Here is a 20,084-nt window from a genome sequence, read left to right as displayed (position 1 = left end):
GGGGTTAAACAACGTGATGGAACAAGCGTTGATGACCGCTGCGGTACAGAACATGAAGAAGATCGCCCTCCACCTGGAACGGAGGGCGTAAAGCGTTAAACCATACTTTTTTTCCTTTAAATACAGCCCCGATAAAACAAAGAGAAACCCAGCGTTTTGAAAAAACGTGGGTTTCTAAAAGTGCCGGAAAAGCATTGGACTTTTCCGGCACTTTTATTCTGTTCGGCGATTGTTGCCTTGCTGGATAGCGCAGCTTTTTCTACCCTATTCGCACTCTAGCGCGTCAGTTGGCTGGATAGCGCAGGGTTTTCTGTCCTATCCTACTAATCAATCCTCTAGACGTAAAGAAAACTGTCGAGAGTTTCTCGGCAAGAAACACTGCCTTAAGGTTGGGTTTCTTCTTTATATTTGATATGAAACGCATGTAGCGTCCCATCTTCACCCACCACTAGCGCATTCAGCTGATACCCGTAAGCACATCCGCCATCGATGCCGATTTTGTCCTCATTGAACCAAATATCGGGTTTGCCGTGAATATCGGCCGTCTTCGTATGGCCGAACACGACGGGTTTGGCGAGGCCTGTCGGCTGCGAGATGAAGGGGTCTTTCACGTAAAGAAATTCCCGATGCGGCTGGTTTTGCCAATCGTGCTTGTAGTCGGGGTGGATGCCTGCATGCACATAAATATACGAATTATCCTCTAAGTAGTAGGGCATGTCAGCGATAAAATCCAAGTGATGCTGAAACTCGGAAGGAATCCGTTCCTGCAGTTCCCGAAGCATCTCAGATTCCGTCCGGTGCTCCCTTGGGCCAATGTAGCTCTCGTATGTCGCTTGCCCGCCATGCTTGAAAAACTTCGCGAGCGCCTCAGGCTCGCCGTTTACGGTTTCGATCAGCCGCTGATCATGATTGCCTCGAATGGCTGTAGCAATGCCAGCGCGTACGAGCGGAATGGCGAAGTCGACCACCTCGCGGCTTTGCGGCCCGTGATCGATCAGGTCGCCAAGCAGGATGAGATGGTCACGATTCGCATCGAATCCAGCGACTTCAAGAAGGGCTTGCAATTGTGTAAGGCAGCCGTGAATATCGCTGATAATAATGGTTCTTCCCATTGAAATCCCACCTTATGGATGAATGGCCATGTTTATCGGTTTAGTATAACTGGATAAAATAGGGGGTTCAATAGGTTTCTATCAAGCTTGCGGCAGTTCCTGTGTTTCGGCAATCGGGGAATTGGAGTGGGTTGCACGCGCAGAACGAGTAAATAGCACGATAATGCCAATCGCTACCGTTACGCCGATCGCACCCATCCACATGACGGCTCTCAAGGAGACCGACCCGACGGCAAGGCCGCCGATTCCTGCTCCTGCTGCCATTGCGAGCTGCATGACGGAGCTGTTCAGGCTGAGCATAATGCTTGCTGACTCCGGTGCTAAGGTGACAAGATTATATTGCTGGGCTGGCCCTGAAGACCATGCGGAGAACGACCATAGCATCAATGCTGCGAAGACGATGATTGGCGAGTGGATGGCGATCGACAGCAGCAGCAAGGCAATAACATGCAGCACCATGCCGGACAGGAGCGTACGGTTCACGCCCCAACGGTCGGTGCCGTAACCGCCGAGCTTGGAGCCGATTAGGCTGGCAATGCCGAACGCCAGTAGGGCAGCGCTGAGCGTCTGTTCATTCATGCCAGTGACCTCAAGCAGGAACGGGGAAATATACGTATAAGAGAGCGAATAACCGGCTAGCCAGAAGAAGCTGACGGCAAGGGCTAACACGATTTTGGGGCTGCGAAGGATAGCAAGCTGTTGGCGGAGCGGGACGGGAGTGGCATTTTGCGTATGGGGAATGGTTGCCCAGAGTACGATGATTGCGGCTAGGCCGAGCAGGACGATCCCGCCGAATATGATTTTCCAGTCATAGTGGACAGCGACGATTCGGCCGATGGGGACGCCGATAATGAGGGAAGCGGTAAAGCCCATAATAACGGTGGCGATTGCGCTCCCCTGCTTGCCTTGCGGCGCAATAGAAGAGGCGACGGTCAATGCAGTGACGACAACAATGCCGGCGCCGAGCGCCATGACAATCCGAGCAACTAGAAATAATGGGAATCCGGGAAGGGCAAAAACAAGCCCATTCGCGAGGACGAAGAGGCCAAGCCCGCTAAGCAGCAGCTTGCGGCGGTCCCATCGGGCAGTTAGGGCGATGAGGAGCGGGGTGCCAAACGCATAGACAATGGAGAAGACAGTGATTAGCTGGCCGGCAGCGACGAGCGAGATCGAGAGGTTGGCCGCTATTTTATCCAGGATGCCTGCAATAACGTACTCGGATGTGCCGACTAAGAAGCTGACTAACGCAAGAATGTAGATTTTCCATGTGGAGGACATTGGCGAAATCTCCTTTATGGTCAACTATCTATATAAATTCGATATTTCCGGTAATATCGAAATACTAATGAAAATTTTTAGCTAATCAAATAAGCAGCGAATTTCTGTACTGTTTCTCTATTGAGGCTGTAGTAAATGAAGGTTCCTTGCTTCTGAGGGGTGAGGAGCTGGCATTCGGCTAGCTGCTTCAAGTGATGGGACAGGGTGGAGAGCGGAATCGACTCCAGCCGTTTTTCGAGCTCGGCGGGACAGAGATCACCTTCTGTTGCGAGCAATTGGACGATGCGGTAGCGCGTCTGCTCGCCTAATGCGCGATGAACTTTAATCGCCTGTGCTTGTAATTGTGCTGCGTCCATGGGCTTCACCTATATTTCTAATATTTTCGAAATTAACTTACCATATCTAATTACAAAAGTAAAGTGAGTTGGGGGACCCTTTTTTTTGTGCTGCGGGCAGGCAGTCCCCATTCGATTTTGGTGACTTAAGTCACCTCCATTGGTTACCAAAGTTTCTATTTTAAGCATATCGCAAGCTGTATACTAAGGGGGATTCGAGGGGCGGAGCACCCTAATGGGGAGTGGTTATCGGTGATGGCAAGCAGTGTTATACAGACGAAGGCTGCCAAGCTTTATGTGGTGGTGGTGCTATTCGTTACTTGGTTAGTGACAGCCCTGTTATTCATCAAGCCGGCAGTGGGCTTAAAGTGGTATCCAGTTATTATGGCGATACCGGCGGGCGTAGCGATTCTTTTTGTAAAAATCCAGCGTAAGAAGTTTCATCCCATCATCAAGGGGACGAACGCCAAAGCACTCTTATTCGGCATTGGTTTTCCGGCCGCCGTTATTATCTTATGCGCCTTATTATCTCGGTTGGCAGGCATAGGAAAATTGAATGCTAGCCAGGCAATAGATGTGGCGCTTGCCATCAAAATGATCGTGATGATTATTATCAATCTGGTCGTTGTCTTAGGGGAAGAATATGGGTGGAGAGGCTATTTGCTGCCAGCCTTAACAAAACAGATGGGGAAGTTAAAAGCAACAGTTGTGGTGGGGATTGTGTGGGCGCTTTTTCATGTCCCAGCTATCTATTGTTTAGCTCAAGCCAACGGCATAGGCCATCCGTGGCTGCTCGTCGCGGTTCAAGCAGGCGGTGTATTTGTGTTTAACTTCGTCTTCTCCTATTGCTATTACTTATCTGGCAGCTTGTTGCCCGTGCTGTTGTTCCATTCGGTGTGGAATGTGCTTAATACGACGGTCAATGGCGATATTTATACGAATAAGCCTGGCCTAATGGAGGGGCGTTTGCTTCTTATGAACGGTGAAGGAGTAATGGGCCTCATCCTAGGCTTATTAGCGATGGGGGCATTCATCTTAATATTCAGGAGCGATGGCCGGAAGGGGAAGGCAACAGGCGCGAATATGGGTTTATAAAATAATGAACGAAGCTCGGTCGCCAAGGCCGGGCTTGAACCTTGTCCGATTCATTGTCGGTTGAGGATCGCGAGGAATGATGGTATGTTTGTCCTATAGATAACCGTTATTAATAGGCAAAGGGGCGTTTTATTTGAGAGGCGTTTTTCATGGCAAACTAAACGAGTTAGTCGAAAATATTGGGGCCAGTTACCGGGATTACCCGATTAATAGCTCGATCGATCCCACGCTGCTGCCAAGCCGGAATCGCATCATCGAAGTGATTCATCTCATGCGCGAGTTGCTGTTCCCTGGTTACTTTGGCAAACAAAATATGCTCGAAGCGACAATGGACTATCATATTGGCGAAAAGCTGATTCAGATTCATGAGATTTTATCTGATCAAGTATGCCGCGTGCTGCGATATGCTAACGATAATCAAGACGCAGCATTCCTTGAGCAGGTTAAGGATCGCACGGAGGCGATCGTTACCGAATTTCTGGGCAAGGTGCCGGCGCTGCGCGCGGTGCTGGCAACCGACATACAGGCTGCTTTCGAGGGCGATCCTGCAGCGAGCAATACGAGCGAAATTATTTTCTCCTATCCGGGGCTGTTCGCGGTTGGGATCTATCGGGCGGCGCATGAGCTTCACACGCTGTCCGTGCCGCTAATTCCTCGCATTATGACCGAGTATGCGCATAACCTGACGGGGATCGATATCCATGCGGGTGCGAAGATCGGCCATTCCTTCTTTATCGACCATGGGACAGGCGTCGTGATCGGCGAGACGACCGTCATCGGCAACCGGGTCAAAATCTATCATGGCGTAACGTTGGGCGCATTATCGACGAGGGGCGGACAAGCCCTTCATGGCGTCAAGCGCCATCCTACGCTGGAGGACGATGTGACCGTTTATTCTGGAGCTTCGATCCTTGGCGGGGAAACCGTCATTGGCAAGGGCGTCATCATCGGCAGCAACGTGTTTATCTCGAAGTCGGTGCCGGAAGGCGCTCGCGTAACGGTCAAAAATCCGGAGCTGATCATTCGAGGGCGTGCACCGCAGGAGTTTAAGCAAGAGGAGAACCTGGATTGGAGCATTTGATGGGAAGCAGGAAGCGTAAATAGGATGTGGCAAAAATGAAAAAGATGCCTCAGAAGCAGTTCTGCTTTTGGGGCACCTTTTTTATAACGGGACTCAGAGCCGCTATTCCGCCCAAAAAGGGCGCCACTAAGTTTGAAGCTTGCCCTTAATCGTTACGGGCGATGAACAGGCCCGACTCTGTGCTGATATCGAATGAGCCGTCAGCGTTCAGCCTGCTTTGCAGGAAGGCACTGAATGATTCCACTTGCTCTGGAGGGAGCGCGATTGCCCCTGCAATTAAGCCGTTGACCGAGAGCAGGTAACGAACGATCGCTTCCGGGTCCGTCACATGCAAGGTGTTGGCGTATAATCGGGTTTCCACATGTGCGAAAACCTGCCCAATCTGCTCGGCTCCGTTATCAAGGGAGAACCGCTCGGATACCGTGCCCAATGCCACTTCGTAATTAGAACCGGAATTGAAATCGCGCATGAGCGATTTGACCTCTTTCATGTTGCCAGACCCGATTGTTGATGCGCATAGGATGCCGCCGGGACGAAGGACACGCGCAATTTCGCGCAGCGCCTGCTGGCGGTCTTCGATGTGGTACAGCATATGGTTCGCGATGATAATATCAAATGAGGCATCCGGGTGGGGAATTTGCGAAGCATCCATTTGCTCGTAGCGGAAAGGATGTTCAACTGCTGCAAGCGCAGCTGCCGTACCCGAGAGCATCCCTTCAGAGAAGTCGGATAGCGTAACTTGCCAGCCTGCCGGAATGCGGTCCGCATTGGCCAGCCACAACAATCCCGTGCCGCATCCAAGCTCCAGCACATCCGCTTGATCAGGCGCTTCGATTTGATCCCGCACCCAACGGGGCCACGGATAGGCGTTCGTACTAAACCTCGCATGAAGCTCCACTCTAGCATTAAATTTGCCGGTATTCGCATACTGCGTTGCATCTGACATGAACAAACACTCCCATCGTTAGTTTGGCATTGTTAACATCCTAGATGACTATCAATTTTAGTAATTATTTGTATGATTTTACTACTCTAGCATGCTTCGATTCGATAGGCAAACATGTGGGTTGCTAGAACTAGATGGTGCCAGATTTGATTTCCATAATAAGGATGGAAGTGATTTGGAAAACCATTTATGATTAGATCTATTGGCCTACTACTCTATGACTCGATGGGAGATTTAACATGAAAAAACTCGTATGGATTTTCCTTAGCATGATCATGGCGGCAGTTGCTTTGGCGCAGCCGTCAGCTTCTGTCCAAGCCGCATCCGGCGAATGGGCAGTGCCTGTGGACAAGCAAAGCCCGCAATTTCTTAATGTGGACAGCAATGGCGGCATCCATTATATTTCGGCGGATGTGGACAAGCGAATCAGTTATTACCGCTACTATGATGCTGCGGGCAAGAAAGTGTTCAGCGTGAAGGGCAAGCAAGAACAAGTCATGAGCGTGGAGTCCAATAGCAGCGGCATTTTATTGGACCGGCATTTATGGGGAGGCATTTACCTCGATTTAACGTTCTATGACCGCAAAGGAAATGCCAAGTGGACGCGGCATTTTAACAGCACGCTTTATGTGGAGGAGGTAAGCGATAGCCGGATTTTGCTGCGGGCTTACCCGGGCAACAAGGATGGCACGATTAGCTTTTATACGCTAAATCCAAAGACGGGCGCAACGGTACAGTCGCTAAAGTACAACAGTGACTTCGAGTGGAAGAATGGCTTCTACAATAAAACCGCTAACGGAAAGAACCACGCTTATGCGCTTGATGGATTTGAATTTGTTACGGAAGATTTTAATGATAACGTATCCGCGATTGTGAAAAACAGCGATGGCTCGCGCTTGATTTTAACTTCAAACATGTTTTCGAGCGATGCCTCCTCGATTCTGTATTTGGTAGATGCCAACAAGCGCGTCGTCTGGAAGCGCCCGTTCACGTTAGAATGGCTGCATGGCCTGACCGTGCGGTACGGCCGCCTGTACCTGTATGACGACAAATTGTATTGCATCGATATGAGGACAGGGAAGTCTGTCTGGGAATATGTCCCGGACTCCCGCATCAGGGAAGATTACCTGTTTATGAAAGACAATCGAATCCTATGGGGCAACAGCCTGATCGACATGAACGGGAAGCTGATCAAGACCGTTAATTTCGACCGTGCCGGGCTAGAAACCTCGGGCTACGTCGTACATCCAAGCGGGGCGTATGCAATCGGGACTGGCTACGACGCAAAGGATGTTACGTATATTTATAGAAAGCTTCTGTAGAGCTGGATGGGGGGCTAGGTTGGTAGCGCTAACGGACCGAGTGGGCGTTAATCGGCGCAAATACGCGAGTATTGGTGGCTAACGGACTCAGGAGCCGTTATTTGAGCAAAATTTAGCTTCAATGAGGCGTTTTCGGGCTAATAACGGCCGCTGAGTCCGTTACGTTTTTAAAAGGACCGATTTTCGGCAAATAGCGTCATCTCAGTCCGTTAGAGCGCGGCTATGATGCGCCAGCAACGTGTACCGCATGAGCGCCATGCACAGCATCGGCACTGTGTACCGCATCGGCACCATGTGCCGCCGTTAGCCAGCCGCACCCGCATCACCAGTACAACAGCATCTACACGCACATCAAAAAGGACCATCCCGTGCATCATGCACGGGGCGGTCCTTTTTGCATTCCCCTATGGCAAAATGTTGCCTGCCGCACGGAAAATCTCGTACCACTCTTCGCGCGTTAGCGTAATTTCGCTTGCTTTGAAGCAATCTTGCAGGCGCTCCAGGTTCATCGTGCCGACAACCGGCTGCATGCGTGCCGGATGGCGGAGAATCCACGCAATCGCGATCGTCGTGCTGCTAACTTCGTATTTTGCCGCTACTTTATCGATTGCCGCATTCAGTTCCGGGAACTTGTCGCTGCCGAGGAATACGCCTTCGAAGAAGCCGTATTGGAACGGCGACCAAGGCTGAATCGTCATGTCATGCAGGCGGCAGTAGTCCAAAATGCTGCCGTCGCGGTTCACAGCTGAATCATTGGCCATGTTCACGTTGACGCCGTTGGCGATCATATGGGCGTTCGTGATGCTCAGCTGGAGCTGGTTAGCTACAAGCGGCTGCTTCACGAATTTTTTCAACAATTCGATTTGCATCGGATTCTGGTTGGATACGCCAAAGTGGCGAACCTTGCCCGAGCTTTCCAGCAGGTCAAATGCTTCAGCTACTTCTTCCGGTTCCACAAGCGCGTCCGGACGGTGCAGCAGCAGAACGTCGAGATAGTCTGTATTCAACCGTTGCAGAATGCCGTCAACGGAGTTAAGAATATGCGCTTTGGAAAAGTCGAATGACCCTTGGCGAATGCCACATTTGGACTGGAGGATGATTTGTTCGCGAACCGAATCGTTCATATGAATCGCTTTGGAGAAAATCGATTCACATTCGCCGCCGCCGTAAATGTCGGCATGCTCGAAGAAGTTCGCGCCAGCTTCCATCGCGGTTTGGACGAAGCGCTCCGCTCCTGCTTGGTCCAGCGATTGCATGCGCATGCAACCCACTGCGACTACAGGAACCTCTAATGTGCTTGTTCCGAGCTTGATCGTTCTCATCAATTTGTATCCTCCTCACAGGCTGCGCCTGTACACGTATGTATGACAATAATGGCGTGAAGCTTGCCTGTATTATTGTGGCACAATTACAACGTTGTTTTCAAGTGAGCGAAACGTTAGGCGCTAGATAACTATCTAAAAAATGCACCGCATAAATGGAAATATGACTTCTATAAATCTACCTTTCCTTCCTCTACCATTATAGGGAATGCATTCTCATTTACTGGAGGAATACGATGGTTGAACTGTAAATGGGGGGATACTGACACATTTTGCGGGAGAATGCTTCATCCATTCATTGAAGGAGGTAGTTGAAGTGCATCAAATGAAAGTGAATAGCTTCAGAAGCATGAATCGCATGATTGCGATTACGCTCAGTATGGCATTGCTGATCAGTCTGATGTCCCTTGTGGGTGCAGCTCCGGCCCACGCAGCAGCGTCCCAGCTGTTGTCGCTTCGTAAACCGGTGCTGGCATCTTCCACAGAAGGCGCCAATATGACAGAACGGGCGGTAGACGGCAATATTAGCTCGCGTTGGGCGAGCGTGTGGCAGATGGACCCACAGTGGATTTATGTCGATCTGGGCTCCGTCGCGAATATTAATCGCGTATATCTGAGCTGGGAAGGCGCATATGCCAAAGCATATAAAGTCCAAGTATCGAATGATGCCAACACATGGACGGATATTTATTCGACTACGACGGGTACAGGTGGAATTAATGATTTGACGAACCTGTCGGGTTCGGGCCGCTATGTACGCGTATTGTGCCAGCAACGCGCATTGGCAGATTTCGGATTCTCCTTATACGAGTTCCAAGTATATGGCGAATTCACGACGCCACAGCCTCCGGCACCTACGAACATTGCAATCAACAAGCAGACAAATGCTTCGACGTGGGAAGTGCCTACATGGTCGACTGACCCAGGCATCGTGAATGCTTCCAAAGCATTCGATGGCGACTACACGACGCGTTGGTCCTCCGAGTCTTGGGATCCGCAATGGATCAGCGTAGACCTCGGCAGTGTGCATAACATTGGAACGGTCATTTTGAACTGGGAATCTGCCTTCGGAAAATCCTATGATATCGAAGTGTCCAACGATGGCACGAACTGGACAACCGTATACCGCCAGCTTTATGGCCAAGGCGGGGTAGAGACGATCAAGATCAAGGCTGACGGGCGTTACGTCCGCATGTCCGGTTTCGCAAGAGGGACGGGCTTCGGCTACTCGTTGTACGAGATGGAAGTCTACGACTTTGTGAACGGCGATCCGGTTCCACCGGTTCATATCCCGGCTAAACCAGTTCCACAAATCGTAAACGTTGGCGCAGGCAGCTACAAAACCAACGACATTACGACGACGTCACCAACTTATCCGACTTACAAAACGGACAATGTTACTGGCCCGTTGCCTTCTGGCGGCTGGTGGCAATCGATTCTGATCAAACGCCTCAGTGACGGCATCGTCGCACTGCCATTCCGTACGCAGTACACGGATCAAGGCCTTAGCGTTATGAATCCGGGTGCAGGCTTCGTGTCGGCAGACGGCAAAACGATGAGCACGGCAGGCGCGCCTGACTTCTACCTGATGGCGAATAACATCAACCCGATGACGATGTCCGCTAAGGTAGATGGCTATGGCGACTACTCGGTAAGAGCAGTGCTTAGCGATGACAACACGTTCAAAATGAAAACGACGATGGTGAAGGGCTCGCCTTACCTGTTCAACGAGTTCTCGGACCCGTCCTCACCATTCCTCGTGCTGAACGGCACGTCGACTCGCTTCTTCGATGACAGCAACAACACGTTGCTCGCAGCAGAAGGCTCGACTGTAACGGCAGACCACATCGGCGTAGAAATCGCGAACGTCGACACGGGCGGCAACAACAAAGTAAGATCGTACGGCTTGTTTGCTCCAGCTGGCACGGTGTTCAAGAAGGTTAACGGCAAGCTGACGATCCAATTGGGCAGCGGCGAAAACTACTTGTCCATCGGCACATTGCCTGCTAACGGCAACCTGAACTACTACTACCAGCATGCTTACGCGTTCGTAACGAACACGAAAGCAAGCTACAACGTAGAAGACGCAACAAGCAACGTTACGACGACGTACCAGTCGACGGTTCAACTGAAGCGCAGCGGCTTCTCGTCTGATTCCTTGATGGCGCTCTTGCCTAACCAATGGAAGACGATTACGTCCGCAACGTCCCTGACGGCACTGACGTACCCATCGATCCGCGGTACGATGAAGGTGCACGAAGGCAACACGTTCTTCGTCCAGAACAAATTTGAGGGCATTATTCCACAATTCGCTGAGCCGACAGGCTCCGCAGGCTACAACCGTGCTGAAGTAATCAGCTACCTGAACAATACGAACACGATGCTTGAGAACAACTACATGTGGGATGACCCGTATTGGGAAGGCAAAAACCTGCATCCGCTCGCGCAAGCAGTGCTGATTGCAGACCAATTGGGAGAGACGGCAATTCGGGACAAGTCCTTGTCGATTCTCAAAAATATTCTTACCAACTGGTACACGTACAGCGGCGGATGGCCGAATGACTATCCATTCTACCTGTACTATTCGCCTGAGTGGGGCGCAATGCAAGGCGACGGCGGCGACCATGGCATGGCCAAATGGATGTCCGACCATCACTATGTATGGAGCTACTACATCTATGCATCTGCCGTACTCGCAACGTATGACAAAGACTTCCTGAACAACTACGGCGGCATGGTCGAGCACCTGATCCGTGACGTAGGCAACCCATCGCGTACGGATTCGATGTATCCGTTCATGCGCGCTTTCGATCCATATGAGGGCGTTTCATGGGCAGGCGGTTATGGCGACAACTATGACGGCAACAACCAAGAAGCAACGTCCGAAGCACTCTTTGCTTACGCGGGTGAATACCTGTGGGGCGTTGTTACGGATAACAAAGCATACCGCGATGCGGGTATGTGGGTGTATGCAGTTGAAACGAATTCCGTTCTTCAATACTGGTTCAACTATGACCAAGACAACTGGCTGCCAGGCTTTAACCATGGCGTAGTTGCACAGGTTTACGGCAGCAAAAACTACTACGGCACTTATTTCGCGGCTGACGCGAACAATATGTACGGTATTCAATGGCTTCCGACCGCTCCTTACATGACGTACTTCGGCGTGCGCCCAGATGCAGCTGCAAGAGCGTACACTGCGTTTAAGCAAGATAAGGGCGGCAACGAAACTGGCTGGTACCATATCATTTGGCCATTCCAAGCGTTGAGTGATCCGCAAGGCGCATTGGCGAAATGGGATCCGACGAAGATCGCGAACGACGATAACAACGGCAAGAAAGAATGGCCGAACACGTACTGGTTCCTCCATGCAATGGATGCATTCGGTACGCGCACGACGGATATCTATTCGTCCAACTGGACGACGTACCAAATGTTCAAAAAGAACGGTACGTACACAGCGAACATTTGGAACCCGACGAGCACGACGCAATACGTCGTATTCCGTAATGCAGCTGGCAGCATCGTAGGTACAGTAACCGTTCCTCCGCTGAAAACAGTAGCGGCTAACCCAGTGAACGGCGTTCAACCGCCGGCACCGAACGGCCAAGTTGCTGCACCGACGTTCAGCGTAGCGAGCGGCTCGTACAGCGCAGCGCAATCCGTTGCGATTGCTACGACAACGGCAGGAGCAACGATTCGTTACACGACGGACGGCTCTGAGCCGAACGCTAACTCTGTTAAGTACTTGGCACCGATCACTGTGTCGCAAAACACGACGATCAAAGCTAAAGCATTCAAGGATTTGATGAATGATTCCGCTACGTCGACAGCGACGTACACGATCAACGTGGCAAGCCAAGTTGCGCAGCCAGTGATCACGCCTGCAACGGGCACGTTCACAGGCACGCAGAACGTAACGATCACGGATGCAACGGCAGGCGCAACGATCCGTTACACGACGGATGGCTCCACGCCAACGGCAACAACGGGTACAGTTTATGCAGGCGCATTCACAGTTTCGGCAACGACGACGGTGAAGGCAATTGCAGTGAAATCTGGCATGACGGATTCCACAGTCGCAACATCTGTCATTACAATTGGCGCAACGAACGTCAACCGCGCGCTGAACAAAACAGCTACGGCGTCTTCCGCACAAGGCGGCAATACGGCGGCAGCAGCATTTGACGGCGATGCGAATTCGCGTTGGGAATCGGCTGCAAGTGATCCACAATGGATTACGGTAGACCTTGGCGCAACGTACAGCGTAACGGGCGTTAAGCTCAATTGGGAAACGGCAGCAGGCAAGGATTACAAAATTCAAGTGTCCAGCGACAATGCAACATGGACGGATGCATACACGAAAACAGGCGGCACGGGTGGCGTAGAAAACATTACGTTCACGGCGCCAGTAACCGGCAAATATGTGCGTATGTATGGAACTGCAAGAACGACGGGTTACGGATTCTCGTTATTTGAATTTGAAGTATACGGTACGCCTTCGACGTCGGCACAGGTAGATACGCCTGTCATTACGCCAGCAACTGGCTCGTATACAGGCACGCAAAACGTTTCGATCAGCACGGCAACTTCCGGCGCATCGATTCGTTATACGACAGACGGCTCGAATCCAACGTCGACTAGCGGTACGGTGTATGCAGGCGCATTCCCGGTAACAGCGACGACGACGGTGAAGGCGATTGCCTTCAAAGTGGGCTCGACGGATTCGGCGATCGCGACTTCGGTTATTACGATTGGTGCAGCTACTACCAACATTGCATTGAACAAAACGGCAACGTCATTGACGGGCGGCAATACGGCTGCAGCGGCAATCGATGGCAACGTGAATACGCGTTGGGAATCAGCGAACCAAGATCCGCAGTGGATTACAATTGACCTGGGCGCTACGTACACCATCACGGGCGTTAAGCTCAATTGGGAAACAGCAGCGGGCAAGGATTACAAAATCCAAGTATCCAACGATAACGCAACATGGACGGATGCTTACACCAAAACAAACGGAACAGGCGGCGTAGAGAACATTACGTTTGCAACGCCAGCAAGCGGGAAGTACATTCGCATGTACGGTACAGCGAGAACGACTGGCTACGGCTACTCGCTGTGGGAGTTTGAAGTGTATGGTTCGGGCGGAACAGGCGGAGGCACAGGCGGCGGAACTCCAACGAACAAAGCGTTGAATAAAACGGCAAGTGCCTATTCCCAAGTAGGCGGCAACACAGCAGCAGCGGCTTTCGACGGCAATGTGAATACGCGTTGGGAATCCAACAATAGCGATCCGCAATGGATTCAAGTTGACCTTGGCGCAAGCTATTCGCTTACGGGCGTTAAGCTGAACTGGGAGACAGCAGCTGGCAAAGACTACAAGATCCAAGTATCCAGCGACAATGCGACGTGGACCGATGCTTACACGAAGACAAATGGAACGGGCGGCGTAGAAAACATTACGTTCAGCTCCCCAGTCAACGGCAGATACGTTCGCATGTACGGTACGGCAAGAACGACAGGCTATGGCTACTCCCTGTGGGAGTTTGAAGTGTTGGGCTCTTAATGTAAGCAAGTTTAGAAATGTAAGAAAATTTAGAAGCAGTGCCAGCAGCAACCCCCGGCCATTTGGCCGGGGGTTGCTATGTGTTCTATATCTTGGCCAGGCGGAGCTTAGCGCCTGCCGTTTGTTAGCATTTGACGAGCTTGATTGCCGATAGGTACAATAGGTAAAGTTAACGTTAACGTATCGTGTCTAGGGGGCAAATGGGAATGGAAGGCGTCGGCTTGGTATTAGAAGGCGGCGGCATGCGCGGCGTATACACGGCAGGCGTGCTGGACTATTTTTCGGAACAACATATCTATTTTCCTTATACGGTTGGGGTATCCGCTGGTGCCTGTATGGCAGCGAGTTATATATCGAGACAGTTGGGACGGAATCAAGAAATTAATAAGACGTGGGTCAAAGACTGGCGGTATCTTTCATGGCGCAACATGTGGAAGAGCCGTCAATTGTTTGGGATGGATTTTATATTCGATGAGATCCCGAATGTGCTTGTTCCTTTTGACAATCAAGCGTTTATGGATAGCCCGGAGCAATTCGTCGTAGGCACGACGGATATCCGTACGGGCAAGACCATTTATCATAGCAAGACAGACCCTGGCTTTGATTTGTGGAAGGTATTGCGGGCATCAAGCTCGCTGCCATTCATTGCGCCAATTGTGGAGTATGAAGGGAAAGCGCTGCTCGACGGCGGGATATCCGACCCGATTCCATTGCGCCAGGCGGAGGAAGATGGCTACCAGCGCAATATCGTCGTGCTGACCCGGAATATCGAGTACCGCAAAGGGCGCAACCGGTTCGGCTGGTTCGTGCGCCGCGCGTATGGCAAGTTTCCGGAATTCGTAAGAATATTGCTGCAACGGCACAAAATTTACAACGACACGCTTGCCTATATCGACGATCAGGAGCGCAAGGGCAACATTTTCGTCATTCGTCCTCAGCGTCCGCTGGAGGTCGGAAGGATGGAGCGCAATCCGAGGAAGCTCGAAGCGCTGCATCGGCAAGGATACGAGGACGCGAAGCAACTGCTGGCATCCATCAAGGCATGGGTGGCGCGAACGCGGCAAACGTGACTGAAGAAGGCGGCGTGTAAGGCGCATAATGTTTTGCGGTGGCGGTGCAGAGATCATTCTGCACCGCTATTTTTTGTGCGTGAGACCGTGCGCCGCATGCCGGCAAAGTGATGAATAGGGCATAAAAATCTGCCCTATTGGTGCGGCAAGCCGGCGCCCAGCCGTTCGCCTAAGCGTAATCGCCGGGCTGCGTTTTGCTGCTCATCGCAACGCCAAAGTCGGTGTAGATGCGGTTTGTTAGGTCGATGCCTTTTGCCTCAGCGATGTGATGGGCGAGAATTTGGAACGGGAGAATAAGGCTGAGGGGTGCGGTAAACTCATCAATGTCGAGATCCAGCGCGAGTGTACGGTCGTTCGTGGACGAAGCAGCTGCCCATTCCGAAACGTTCAATGGACCCGATGCGGATGATCCTTCTGGCAAATCTGCTGATACGCCATTCAAATCCGGAGGGCTTGACACGGTTGAAGCCGGACCAAGCGAGACCGTATACGTATAGTCGGTAATCCGCCCTTCATACTCGCGAAGCCGCTCCAGCCGGCCGTTCACGGGACCGCCAGTCTCGAGGAAGAAGATGCGGTGCGCCGGGTTTACCTCCAAATAAGGGCCATGCATGAACGCTTCGAGCTCGATGCCTTGCGTTGGCATGCGGACGGTTTCGCAAAACTTAGTCTCAATTTCCTTAATCGTGCCGATTGCCGGACCGTAGCCAATCGCGGTAAATCGCGGCGCATGTACGAACGACTCGCGATGCTGCTCGAAGAATAATTCTGTCTTGGCAATGATGGCTGGAATCGCATCAATGGCCGCTTGAAAGCGTTCGAGCTGTGCGCGGACTTCGGCATGTGTAGCCAGCCCCTTCGCTTCGGCTAGGCGCAGGCCGGCTAGCATGAGTGTCAGCACGGTGGCGACGAACCCTTTGGTCACGTATCCGACGCGTTCTTTGCCGCATCCGATATCGACGGTGACATCAGCGGATGCTGAGATTACGCTGGACGTATCGCTCGCGAAAGCAACCGTCGCGATACGCCTGTCGCCTGCCAGGCCGCGAATGCGATCTAACGCGCCGATGGTGGAAGTGCTTTGGCCGCTTTGTGAGATGCCAATCGCAAGGTCCGTGTACGGGCTAATCCGGTCGTAGTGCGTGAAGTGGAACGGTTCTTTGAGATCGATCCGCACAGCCGCCCATTTCTCGATAAAATATTTGGCGCTCAGCGCAGCATTATAGCTAGATCCCGTCGCTAGCACGAGCCAGTCGGACTTGCCGTTTGCGTGATCAACGAACTCCTGCACCTGCGCAGGGTAATTGGCGAGAATCTGGCGAGCCATCGCTTCTTCTTCGTGAATATACGTCATCATCGTCGGTTTCATTGAATATCCCCCTGAATCATCGCTTGGCATCATATGAACATCCGCCAGAGCTGTCGCGAGAGTTGCCTCCAGCACTGTCTCCAGAACTACCGCCGAGCATCCACCGCATACAAATCCGCAGCGAGCGACAGCCATTTGCCAGCATTGCCGGTCCATACTTCCTTATAGGTTGCATTGTTAAATTGGGGCCAGTACGGCTCGTCTTCATTACCGAATGTCTGGACGCCGACCGGCAGCTCGCCGGTCATCTCGCCGGATAGCACAGAATATTGCTGCGCGTAGCGATAGCCCTCGCCATGCATGAGCGATTGGCCGAATGGGTTGCACCCGACGATCCATCGCAGCTGCCCTTCGGCGATATCGAGCAGCTCCTGATCGTTCAGGTAAGCGCCGGCGGCCGACGCCGCTTTGCCAGCAGAGAGCAGAATCGCATTGTTGCCGCGGAATGAGAACCAGACAGGGAACCGGCGCAGATAAAAGGATGCATTCAACCGAACGCCAGCCTGCAGCTGGAGGCTGTAGTCAGCCAATGCTTGTTCATCAATCAGCAGATGCTGCAGGTTGAAGCTGCGGCTGTCCAAATGCTCGTCAATATGGTACAAGCCGCTAGCCAGCATCGGGTAGGGGGCGGTGTAAGCAGCTAGCTTTTTCACATATTCGCCATACGCCTGAATTGAAGCAAGCCAGCTATCCGCCTCAGTGTGCTCCGGCTGGGACTGATGTATCGCGACCAACGCTTGCATGTACAGGTGCTCACGGGCCTGATGGTTAAAATGCTGCACGACGCGCTTGTCCGGATTGCGATAAAGGAAGCCGCGCATCGCCGTTCCATCATCGAGCAGAATGCCGTCTAGCTCTTGGGAACGTTGAACGTAGGCGATAAAAGAAGCCGCATGCTTTGCATAACGCTCCTCCTTCGTAGTGTTATACAGCATTGTTGCAGCCCACGAAGCGGTCGCCATGTACAAGCTTTCGGACGTTTGGTACGTATGCTCCCAGAAAGTCGGTTTTTGGCCGAAGCCATGCTTGCCGTATTCCTCCAGCGCAAAATCAAAATCCTCCTTCGCCGCTTCCAGCAAACGGGTGGAGAGGGCAGCGTTCGGCAGCTTACGGGAGATATCTGCCTGGATGCCTGCGCAATAGAAGTTTTCGTACGCCTGATTATGCACGCGTGCGACGGCATCATCCATGCCGCCGATACGGCCATCGGTCCAACGGGTCATGCCGGCGCTGGTCGCGCGGTAGCCGTCGCCGAAGCGCGTTTTGAGCAGAAAATCGATGCCCCATTCGCCTTCCTCCAGTAGCCGCAGATAAAGATCCTCGTCCTGCGCCTTCACTTGCTCCGCCATCTCGAACAACGCAGCGGTTACCTCCGCGCTCTGAATGAGCTGCTGCGACACGTCGCCAGCGTCATGCCAGCCGCCATTGAAGCTAATCATGCTGCCTTCATGGGAAGCGGTAATATCAGCATGGCAAGCGCCGTGAATGCCCGGGACGGGATACCCGCAACGTTCGCAAAAGACAAAGTTCAGCGCCTTCCATAGCGATGCATGCCAGACGGAGGAAGCTGCTCCAATCGTAAAGCTTTCCGTTCGAACATCGCCAGCCTGCAAATAATAACGGCCTTCCTGCTTGAAAGGGGTGAAGTCGAGCAACGCAAATGACCCCAATGCTGTTTCTATCATTCGTATATCGCCGGAGTAGGCGATCTCCTCCTCGCCATCGCGCTTCAAATGGAATGCTGCAGCTGCCAGCTCTGATGCGAAGGCTGTCTTCGTGCCATGCAAGCTATAGCCGCTTTGGGAATAGATGATCGTTCCCGCGCTTGGCAGCCAGCCTTTGGATACGGAACTGACAGGCACTTGCTCCAACGTAATGCTGCGCAAGCGCAGCTCCATCGTGTCTCCGGTTGCTCTTTCCTTGCCGTTAATCATGTAGCCGATGGCGATCTCCGTTATAGCATCCCGGGGCAACTCCTGAATGTTCAGATGAATCGTGTTCCATTCCTGATTGCGCAGGTTAACGCCGTGAACGCCTTCACGCTCGTAGAGATCAGGTATTGGAATGGCGCCCTCATTGCGGAATTGGATCATCACATAAGCGTTCGGCACGCCTTGAAAGTCGGGGCGCAGCTCGAGCGTCATGCGATTGAACGATTCCCAATTGGCACGCTCAAGCGATGCGGCGATCCATGCGTTTCCGAAATTCGTATAGTCGCCGTCTGCTGGAGCCCCTATCGGCCAAGCGGGCATAACGGTAGGGGAGCCCAACAGCGGCAAGCCTTCCGATGTCGCGCTTAGCGTGCCAGCACCACGATGCTCCCATATGAGACCGGCGACGCTGGCTTCTTCTATCGCGGTGGGGAACAAGGCTGCAGCATGGAGAATCGTCTCCCGCGCTTGCTCCTGTTCAAGCGAACGGTCCCCATATAACGGCAAGGGGCGATGGAGATAGCCCGATTGGCGGATGTCCCGCCACAAAGATTCGTTCATCATCGCTCGTCAGCTCCTTTATCCATTTCGGCTGCCCGATCAGGCATCGTTATGCCGGCAGTGCGCTGCGCCAGCGCTTCGTATCCTGCAAGGGCAGCCCCGACTAGCCCGGCCTCCAATGTTGCTTGTTTGGTCGTAACGATACCGTTGGCGACGAAGCGCATCGTTCGCGGGTTCAAGTAATGATGGATTCTATTGCGAAAATAATCGCTGCGCGCCACGCCGCCGCCCAGCACAATCGTGTCCGGATCCGATACGCGAACGAGATTCATGAGCGCTGCTGCGACAGCTTCGGCTGCCTCTTCGGTCACGCGTACCGCTAATGCATCGCCGGCTTGCGCTGTTTTGAATAGATGGCGGGCTTGCAGGCGCTCCCCGTCTGGAATGGCAACAGCAGAGGCGGGATAGCCGGGTTTCAACGCCATTATGCGCTCATGCAGGCCTAAGCCGGAAGCGATTCGCTCTACGCATCCCGTACGTCCGCAGGGGCAAGCGATGCCGCTGCCGAGCGTGACGACCATATGGCCAACCTCGCCTGCGTTGAATTGGTTGCCTTCGATATAACGTCCCGCCACGACGAAGCCTGCGGCAATGCCTGTACCGATGTTGTAATAAATAAAGTCGTCCGAAACGGTTCCCCAGCCAAAACGCTGCTCTGCCTTCGTCGCGCAGGCTACGTCATTGTCGATGCCGCATGGGAGCTTGAATTTTGCTTCGATGAGCTGTTTCACATTAGTCGGGTCCGTTTTGCCGGGTTGAATTTCGAGCCAGATGCCTTGCTGCGTATCCACTCGCCCGACCACGCCGATGCCGATCGCGACCTGTTCGCGGTCGAGGCAGCGCTCATGCTCGTAGTAGTGTTGAATGGATTGCGTAATGCGCGCCATGGCAGCCGCTTGCGAAGTTGTGTCGCTTCGGTAAGAGCGGCTATGGAGCACTTCGCCTCTTTGTGTAACTTCGCCAACGAGAATCGAGGTGCCGCCGAGATCGACGGCAAGAATGGATGGAGCGAGCGGATGGCTCATAGCAGGAACCCCCAGTTTGATTTGAGTTTGTGGTAACGATACCAAATTAGGAGAAACGATAGGGATAA

General features: G+C 52.6%; 13 protein-coding genes. 5 read left to right on the top strand and 8 right to left on the bottom strand.

The features are described from left to right. Positions 1 to 383: 383 nt before the first annotated feature. The 3 genes from GON22_RS23075 to GON22_RS23065 form a co-directional block, all read right to left on the bottom strand. On the bottom strand, positions 384 to 1,112 hold the full coding sequence (locus tag GON22_RS23075; protein ID WP_160398464.1) for a metallophosphoesterase family protein: 729 nt from the start codon (positions 1,110 to 1,112) through the stop codon (positions 384 to 386). Between the two features lie 81 nt (positions 1,113 to 1,193). After that, positions 1,194 to 2,390 (bottom strand): MFS transporter, encoded by a 1,197-nt coding sequence (locus GON22_RS23070; protein WP_160398463.1) that lies wholly within the window; start codon positions 2,388 to 2,390, stop codon positions 1,194 to 1,196. Between the two features lie 77 nt (positions 2,391 to 2,467). After that, positions 2,468 to 2,746 carry an ArsR/SmtB family transcription factor gene (locus GON22_RS23065; RefSeq protein WP_160398462.1) on the bottom strand — a complete coding sequence of 93 codons (279 nt, stop codon included), beginning with the start codon at positions 2,744 to 2,746 and terminating at the stop codon, positions 2,468 to 2,470. A gap of 234 nt (positions 2,747 to 2,980) precedes the next feature. Here GON22_RS23065 and GON22_RS23060 point away from each other — a divergent pair, with 234 nt between their 5' ends. Continuing rightward, entirely contained in the window at positions 2,981 to 3,820 is an 840-nt protein-coding gene (locus GON22_RS23060) for a CPBP family intramembrane glutamic endopeptidase (protein ID WP_237179318.1), read from the top strand. A 133-nt stretch (positions 3,821 to 3,953) separates the two neighbouring features. Beyond that, positions 3,954 to 4,901, top strand: coding sequence for a serine O-acetyltransferase (locus tag GON22_RS23055; protein WP_160398460.1), 948 nt, complete (start codon positions 3,954 to 3,956; stop codon positions 4,899 to 4,901). Positions 4,902 to 5,046: 145 nt separating this feature from the next. On the opposite strand, the gene GON22_RS23050 is transcribed toward GON22_RS23055, so the two are convergent. Then, positions 5,047 to 5,847 carry a class I SAM-dependent methyltransferase gene (locus tag GON22_RS23050; protein ID WP_160398459.1) on the bottom strand — a complete coding sequence of 267 codons (801 nt, stop codon included), beginning with the start codon at positions 5,845 to 5,847 and terminating at the stop codon, positions 5,047 to 5,049. Between the two features lie 239 nt (positions 5,848 to 6,086). On the opposite strand from GON22_RS23050, the gene GON22_RS23045 reads away from it, so the two are divergent. Next, positions 6,087 to 7,169, top strand: coding sequence for an outer membrane protein assembly factor BamB family protein (locus GON22_RS23045; RefSeq protein ID WP_160398458.1), 1,083 nt, complete (start codon positions 6,087 to 6,089; stop codon positions 7,167 to 7,169). Positions 7,170 to 7,573: 404 nt separating this feature from the next. Here GON22_RS23045 and GON22_RS23040 read toward each other — a convergent pair whose 3' ends face one another. Beyond that, positions 7,574 to 8,491, bottom strand: a complete 918-nt coding sequence (locus tag GON22_RS23040) for an aldo/keto reductase (RefSeq protein ID WP_160398457.1) — start codon at positions 8,489 to 8,491, stop codon at positions 7,574 to 7,576. Positions 8,492 to 8,816: 325 nt separating this feature from the next. Between GON22_RS23040 and GON22_RS26280 the strand changes: the two genes are divergently transcribed. Both GON22_RS26280 and GON22_RS23030 read left to right on the top strand, forming a co-directional pair. Beyond that, on the top strand, positions 8,817 to 14,060 hold the full coding sequence (locus tag GON22_RS26280; protein WP_237179317.1) for a galactose-binding domain-containing protein: 5,244 nt from the start codon (positions 8,817 to 8,819) through the stop codon (positions 14,058 to 14,060). A 206-nt stretch (positions 14,061 to 14,266) separates the two neighbouring features. Then, the gene (locus GON22_RS23030; protein ID WP_160398455.1) at positions 14,267 to 15,130 is read left to right on the top strand and encodes a patatin-like phospholipase family protein; all 864 of its coding nucleotides are present in this window, start codon (positions 14,267 to 14,269) and stop codon (positions 15,128 to 15,130) included. A gap of 169 nt (positions 15,131 to 15,299) precedes the next feature. Here GON22_RS23030 and GON22_RS26630 read toward each other — a convergent pair whose 3' ends face one another. The 3 genes from GON22_RS26630 to GON22_RS23015 form a co-directional block, all read right to left on the bottom strand. Continuing rightward, complete coding sequence (locus GON22_RS26630; protein ID WP_160398454.1) at positions 15,300 to 16,499, bottom strand: SIS domain-containing protein; 1,200 nt, start codon at positions 16,497 to 16,499, stop codon at positions 15,300 to 15,302. An 86-nt stretch (positions 16,500 to 16,585) separates the two neighbouring features. After that, entirely contained in the window at positions 16,586 to 18,991 is a 2,406-nt protein-coding gene (locus GON22_RS23020; RefSeq protein WP_160398466.1) for a glycoside hydrolase family 9 protein, read from the bottom strand. Then, the gene (locus tag GON22_RS23015; RefSeq protein WP_160398453.1) at positions 18,991 to 20,016 is read right to left on the bottom strand and encodes an ROK family protein; all 1,026 of its coding nucleotides are present in this window, start codon (positions 20,014 to 20,016) and stop codon (positions 18,991 to 18,993) included. Before GON22_RS23015 ends, GON22_RS23020 begins: the two co-directional genes overlap by 1 nt. Positions 20,017 to 20,084 lie beyond the last annotated feature (68 nt).

It is taken from the genome of Paenibacillus sp. MMS18-CY102, from assembly GCF_009789195.1.
GTDB lineage: Bacteria > Bacillota > Bacilli > Paenibacillales > Paenibacillaceae > Paenibacillus_T.
This window is presented reverse-complemented; position numbering and strand designations above follow the sequence as displayed.